This is a genomic window from Acidisphaera rubrifaciens HS-AP3, from assembly GCF_000964365.1.
Lineage (GTDB): Bacteria > Pseudomonadota > Alphaproteobacteria > Acetobacterales > Acetobacteraceae > Acidisphaera > Acidisphaera rubrifaciens.
In genome coordinates this window covers 1-6,394 of record NZ_BANB01000227.1, presented here as the reverse complement: position 1 = coordinate 6,394, position 6,394 = coordinate 1, and the positions used below count along the sequence as shown (strand labels likewise).

Annotated in this window: 7 protein-coding genes; 3 read left to right on the top strand and 4 right to left on the bottom strand. The window is 69.7% G+C overall.

The window, feature by feature from the left end; all coding sequences use genetic code 11:
- The coding region (locus B8460_RS07870; protein WP_048861038.1) for an MFS transporter at nucleotides 1–810 on the top strand (810 nt) is incomplete at its 5' end.
- A 99-nt stretch (nucleotides 811–909) separates the two neighbouring features.
- A complete protein-coding gene (locus B8460_RS07865) occupies nucleotides 910–1,899 on the top strand; it encodes a catalase family peroxidase (RefSeq protein WP_148360447.1) in 990 nt (329 codons plus the stop codon).
- 15 nt (nucleotides 1,900–1,914) lie between these two features.
- Here the strand turns inward: B8460_RS07865 and rfbD are convergent, their stop codons facing one another.
- From rfbD to rfbB, 4 genes are read right to left on the bottom strand one after another with little or no spacing between them, the layout of a single operon-like run.
- Nucleotides 1,915–2,796 (bottom strand): dTDP-4-dehydrorhamnose reductase, encoded by an 882-nt coding sequence (gene rfbD, locus B8460_RS07860; RefSeq protein ID WP_148360445.1) that lies wholly within the window; start codon nucleotides 2,794–2,796, stop codon nucleotides 1,915–1,917.
- Nucleotides 2,793–3,356 carry a dTDP-4-dehydrorhamnose 3,5-epimerase gene (gene rfbC, locus B8460_RS07855; RefSeq protein ID WP_048861035.1) on the bottom strand — a complete coding sequence of 188 codons (564 nt, stop codon included), beginning with the start codon at nucleotides 3,354–3,356 and terminating at the stop codon, nucleotides 2,793–2,795. Before rfbC ends, rfbD begins: the two co-directional genes overlap by 4 nt.
- Nucleotides 3,353–4,228, bottom strand: a complete 876-nt coding sequence (rfbA, locus tag B8460_RS07850) for a glucose-1-phosphate thymidylyltransferase RfbA (RefSeq protein WP_048861034.1) — start codon at nucleotides 4,226–4,228, stop codon at nucleotides 3,353–3,355. The genes rfbC and rfbA overlap by 4 nt, the downstream gene beginning before the upstream one ends.
- Before the next feature lie 13 nt (nucleotides 4,229–4,241).
- Nucleotides 4,242–5,297, bottom strand: a complete 1,056-nt coding sequence (rfbB, locus tag B8460_RS07845) for a dTDP-glucose 4,6-dehydratase (protein WP_048861033.1) — start codon at nucleotides 5,295–5,297, stop codon at nucleotides 4,242–4,244.
- A gap of 293 nt (nucleotides 5,298–5,590) precedes the next feature.
- Between rfbB and B8460_RS07840 the strand changes: the two genes are divergently transcribed.
- Nucleotides 5,591–6,394: glycosyltransferase family 2 protein (locus B8460_RS07840; protein ID WP_048861032.1), on the top strand; the 804-nt coding region annotated here is incomplete at its 3' end.

The window sequence follows — 6,394 nt, the reverse complement described above, 5'->3', positions numbered from 1 at the left end:
GCGGCGGTGCGGCTGATGTCGCGTCTGATCCTGATCATGGGCGTGGCGCCGATCCTGGCGCCCACCCTGGGCGGCCTGCTGCTCGGCTGGGGCAGCTGGCGGACGCTGTTCTGGACCTGCACCGCCTATGGGGCGGTGTGCGCCCTGCTGGTGGCGACGCTGATCCCCGACACGCTGCCGCCGTCGCAGCGGGTCCGCCTCGGCCCGACCGGGTTGCTGGCCCGCTACATCGCCATCGCGCGCGAACGCGGCTTCATCACCCACGCCTTGATGGGCGGCGGCGGCATGTTCGGCATGTTCGCCTATATCAGCGGGTCGTCGACGGTCTATATCCGCAGCTTCGGCATCACCCCCGCCGAATACGGCATGATCTTCGGCCTATGCGCCGGCGGCTACATCATGGCCTCGCAGGTCAACGCCCTAGTGATCGCCCGCATCGGCGAGGACCGTATCCTGGCCATCGCCGCCGCGATCTACCTGGCCTCCACGACCGTGCTCTGCGCCGTGGCCTTCGCCGGCACGCGCCATCTCGCGGCCGTGGTCGCCCCGGTGTTCCTCTCGCTGGCCAGCATGGGGTTCGTCATGCCGAACACGACCGTGGGCGCGTTGTCGCGCCACGCGGCGCATGCCGCCAGCGCTTCGGCCCTGATGGGGACGATGCAGTTCGTGCTCGGCGCGCTCAGCGGCATCCTGGCCGGCTGGCTGACCGACGGGACGCCGCGCGGCATGGCGGTGCTGATGCTGACGGGCGCGCTGGTCGCGGCGGCCGCGGGCATGGTCCGCCCGCGCACCACGCCGATGCGGTCGTGATCCATAGGGACCAGCGCCGGACGCAACCGCCACGCACGAGTCACTGGCCGCGTCGTTCGGCACCCCGATATGATCGCGTCTGCAAAACGAGGACGCATGATGCACTCCTACAGAATTGCCGTGCCGCTCACCCTCGCCGGCGTCCTGATGGCCGGCACCACCCGGCCGGCGGCCGCCCAGGGCAGCACGGCCACCAAGACCGTGGACGTGATGAACACGCTATGGGGCCGCCATCCCGGCATGCGCGCGAACCACGCCAAGGGCGTGATTGCGGAGGGCACGTTCACCCCCACCGCCGCGGCCGCGACCCTGAGCAAGGCCAGTATCTTCGCCGGCGAGCCGGTGCCGGTCACGGTGCGGTTCTCCGATTCGACGGGCCTGCCCACGCTGCCGGACGGGGCGCAGGGCGCCAACCCGCACGGCATGGCGATCAAGTTCCACACCGAAGCCGGCGGCGTCGTGGACGTGGTGACCAACTCGCTCGCCTTCTTTCCGGTGGCGACCGGCGAGGACTTTCTCGCCCTGCTGAGCGCGCTCGCGGCGAGTCCGCCGGGGGCGACGAAACCCACCGCCGCCGAGACCTTCATCGCCGCGCATCCGACCGTGCCCAAGGCGTTCGGCTCGGTCGCCACCCCGTCGAGCTTCGCACGCGAGGCCTATAACGGCGTCGATGCCTTCATCTTCGTGGACCGGGACGGCAAGCGGCAGGCATTCCGCTTCCGCATCGAGCCGGTGGCCGGCATCGATCATCTCGGTGCCGCGGACGCGGCCAAGCAGCCGGCGGACTTCCTGATCGACGAGTTGCCGAAGCGCATCGCACAGGCGCCGGTGGTGTTCCGGCTGCGCGCGCAGCTTGCCGATTCCGGGGATCAGACGAAGGACCCCAGCGCGCCCTGGCCCGCCGACCGCAAGATGGTCGATCTGGGCACCATTACGCTCGCGCGCACGTCGGCCGATCAGGCGGCGACGCAACGGGCGCTGCGCTACCTGCCCAACGTGCTGGAGCCGGGCATCGAGGTCTCGGACGATCCGCTGATCATGGCCCGCGTACGGGCCTATCTGATCTCCTTCGGCCGCCGCGCCCAATAGGGGCGCGGGAGGCGGTCAGGCGGCGGCGTACCAGGCGTCCACCACGGGTGCCACGCTGTCGCGCCAGTGCGGCAAGGCGACGCCGAAGACCCGCGCGAGCTTGCCGCAGTCGAGCCGGGAATCGGCCGGCCGGCGCACCGGCGTCGGCCAGTCGCTCGTCGCGATCGGGGTGACGGTCGGCATCTTCAGGCCGTGCCGGGCGGCCTCCTCGAACAGCGCGACGGCCAGACCGTGCCATGTCGTCTCGCCGCCGCCGGCCGCGTGATAGATGCCGGCCAGCCCGTCCTCCCACCCGTCCGACAGGCGGGGCGCGATCGCGACGATCGCGGCGGCGAGATCGGCCGCCGTGGTCGGGCAGCCGCGCTGATCGGCGACGACGCGCAGCGTATCCGTCTTGCGCGCGGCGCCCAGCATGGTGCGCGCGAAGTTGCGCCCGGTTGCGGAATAGACCCAGGCCGTGCGGAGGATGACGGTGCGCGGCCACGCGGCCATCGCCGCCCGCTCGCCCGCCAGTTTCGTCGCCCCATAGACGCCGAGCGGCGCCGTCGGGTCCGTCTCGATATACGGCGCGCCCTTGCTGCCGTCGAACACGTAATCGGTCGAGATATGCACCAGCGGGATGCCGCGCCGCACGCAATGCGCGGCCAGCAGCGCCGGGCCGGCGGCATTCGCCCGCTCGGCGGCCGCCGCATCGCCCTCGGCCGCGTCGACCGCGGTGTAGGCGGCGGCATTCACGATCAGGCGCGCGGGCACCGAGTCCAACGCGGCCACCGTCTCCGGCCGGTCGAAGTCGAACTCCGGACGGCCCAGCCGCGCGCAGTCGATGCCCGCCGCCTCCGCCGCTGCCGACAGCGCAAGCGCCAGCTGGCCGCTGCCGCCGAGGACGAGCATCGTCATCCCTCGACCCTGAACCAGACGGGGCATTCGGCGAGGCGCGGCAGGACCGTGTCTTTCTCGGACAGCACGGGCCCGGAGGACGGAACCGGCCATGGCAGGGCCAGATCCGGGTCGTTCCAGATCACGCCCCGCTCCGCCGCGCGGTCATAGGGACCGGTCACCTTGTAGATCACCTCGGTATCCGGCAGCAGCGTGCAGAAGCCGTGCAGGAAGCCGGGGGGAATCCACAGCTGCTGCCAGTTCTCGGCGCTCAGTTCGGCCGCGACGTGCCGGCCGTAGGTCGGCGAGCCGTGGCGGATATCGACCGCGACATCCCAGATCGCGCCCCGCACGACACGCACGAGCTTGCCCTGCTCGCTCGGGGCGATTTGCAGATGCAGCCCACGGATCGTGCCCACCGTCGCGGACATGCTGTGATTGTCTTGGATGAACGTGCCCGTGATCCCGGCCTCCGCGGCGCGGGCGGCATTCCAGGTCTCGGAGAAGAAGCCGCGGTTGTCGCCGTAGCGGGGCGGGGTCAGCAGCATCACGTCGCCGAGGCCGAGGCGCTCCACCTTCATTCGTGCTCGCCTTCGGCCAGTTCGAGCAGCGCCCGCCCAAGATCGGTCTTGCCCAGGTGGCGCGCCTGGTCGCGCAGCGCATCGGCGTCGATGTATTTCATGCGAAAGGCGACTTCCTCCGGGCAGCCGACCAGCATGCCGGTGCGCGACTGGATGGTCTGCACGAAGGTCGCCGCCTGCAGCAGGCTGTCGGGCGTCCCGGCGTCGAGCCACGCGCACCCGCGCGAGAGGCGTTCGACATGCAGACGGTTGGACTCGAGATAGACCCGGTTGAGGTCGGTGATCTCCAATTCCCCGCGCGCGGACGGTTTGATCGAGGACGCGATGTCGACGACGTGGTGGTCGTAGAAATACAGCCCCGTGACCGCCCAGTTCGACAGCGGCGCGGCCGGCTTCTCCACGATTTCCACCGCGCGTCCGGCCTCGTCGAACGAGACCACACCGTAGCGTTCTGGGTCGCGCACCTGATAGGCAAAGACCGTCGCTCCCTCCGGCCGGGCGGCGGCGGCGCGCAGCGAAACCGACAGGTGATCGGCATGGATCAGATTGTCGCCGAGCGCGAGCGCGCAGGGGCTGCCGCCGATCCAGTCCCGCGCGATCAGGAAGGCCTGCGCGATGCCGTCCGGCGTTGGCTGCTCGGCATAGGCGATGCGCAGGCCGAGATGCGCGCCATCGCGCAGCAGCCGGCGGAACTGCGGCAGATCGGCCGGGGTGGAGATCACCATGATGTCGCGTATGCCCGCGAGCATCAGCGTGGATGCCGGGTAATAGACCATCGGTTTGTCATAAACCGGCAGCAGCTGCTTCGACGCCGCGAGCGTCATCGGATGCAGTCGCGTGCCGGACCCGCCGGCGAGCAATATACCTTTCATCGTCCCCTCTCCGTCACGCCGCCGTACCGAGACGCTGGCCGTCGTAGCGCCCCGACCTGATCGCCTCCCACCAGGCGCGATGGGCGAGATACCAGTCGATCGTAGCGGCAAGTCCCGCGTCGAAATCATGGGCCGCGACCCAACCGAGGGCGGTCTCCGCGGCGGAGGGGTCGATCTCATAGCGGAAATCGTGACCGGGCCGGTCCTTCACGAACCGTATCAGCCGCTCCCGCGGACCGGCCGGATCCGGCACGCGGGCGTCAAGCAGGCGGCAGATCGAGGTCACCACCTGCAGATTCGTGCGCGGCTGACGCGCCCCGATCGCGTAGGTGCCGCCGGGCTGTCCGTGCCGCACCACGCGCACCAGCCCCTCGGCATGGTCGTCCACAAAGAGCCAGTCGCGCATGTTCGACCCGTCGCCGTACACCGGCAGGTCCTTGCCTTCCAGCGCGTTGAGCGTGACCAGCGGGATCAGCTTTTCGGGAAACTGCCACGGCCCGTAATTATTGGTGGTGTTGCTGACGAGCGTCGGCAGGCCATAGGTGTGCAGCCACGCGCGCACGAGATGGTCGGACGCCGCCTTGCTTGCCGAATACGGGCTACGCGGGTCATAGGGCGTCGTTTCGGTAAAGGGCGGGTCGCCGTGCTCGAGGGCGCCGAACACCTCGTCCGTCGAGATGTGATGGAATCGGAACGCCGTCCGTTCGGCCGGACCGAGGCCCGTCCAGTAGGCCCGTACCGCCTCGAGCAGCACGTATGTGCCGACGATGTTCGTCTGGATGAACGCGGCCGGCCCGTCGATCGAGCGATCGACATGGGATTCGGCCGCGAGGTGCATGACCGCGTCCGGCCGATGGGTTGCCAGCACCTGCGCCATCGCCTCGGCATCGGCGATGTCGGCGCGGACATGGATGTGACGCGGGTCGCGCAGGGCGGACTCCAACGCATCCTCGCTCGCCGCATATGTCATTTTGTCCACGTTGACGACCACGTCGTCGCTGCGGGCGATCAGATGTCGTACGACTGCCGAGCCAATGAACCCGCAACCGCCGGTGACCAGTATCTTCACGGTCTGCCAAATCCTCGTAACATTACATATCCTCGGCACCGCGGACTGCGCCGTCCGCGTAGCCGCCGGTGATCGTCCCGCGGGGCCGGCAAGATGCGTGCCGGATGGTCAGGCGGTGGCCCTGCGGCCGGAGACCGATGCCCCTTCTACCCCGACGGTCCGCCCGGGGGGAGGTCGGGCAGGCCAGGCACGGCGCACCGGGATAGACCGCCGCCCCTGGCTTTGAACAGGATAACCCGCGCCGGCCGGCGCGGGATACAGCACGGCCGACCGGCCATGACGGAGAGTGCCCGATGATTACGCGGCTTGGTATAGGGATCGCAACGTACAACCGCCGCGATCTCGTGCTGGCCACGGTCGGGCGGGTGCTGGCCCACACCGTCCACCCCTACACGCTCGCGGTCGCCGACGACGGGTCGCGCGACGGAACCGCCGACGCGTTGCGGGCCCAGCATGTCACCACGATCGCCGGCCCGCGACGCGGGACGGCATGGAACAAGAACCGGCTGCTTTTTTATCTGGTGGAACTGGCGCGCTGTGACGTGGTCATCCTGCTCGAGGATGACACCTTCCCCGCCACGCGCGGGTGGGAACGGGACTGGATCCTCGCGGCGGCGCGTCATGGCCATGTCAATCACGCCCCCGCCGCCATCGCCGATACCCGCCTCGCGGGCGCCGGCACGGGCGAGGACCCCTATCTCGCGCCCATGCTGACATCGCATGCGGCCGGCTTCTCGCGAGAGGCGGTGCTGTTCGGGGGATATTTCGACACCAGATTTACTTTCTGCGGTCATGAAAACGTCGAATATGCCCAGCGGTTGCTCCGCCACGGTTACGGCGGCGTGCAGGTGGCGGCTCATGGCGGCATCTCCGCCGCTTTCTATCTCGTGCGCGGCGGCGTGACGGTCACGACGCCGCCGAGCCACGTGACGGAGGCGACACTCGGCCGTAACCGCGAGATGGCGGAGCGGATCGCCGGCGACGCGGCGCCGCGCACCCCCTGGCGCGACCTCAACGACATGGAACAGTTTCGCGCCGAACTGGCCGGCGTCTATCCGCGCCTGCGCCCCCCGAGCGCGTCGCCGCGACGAGGCGCC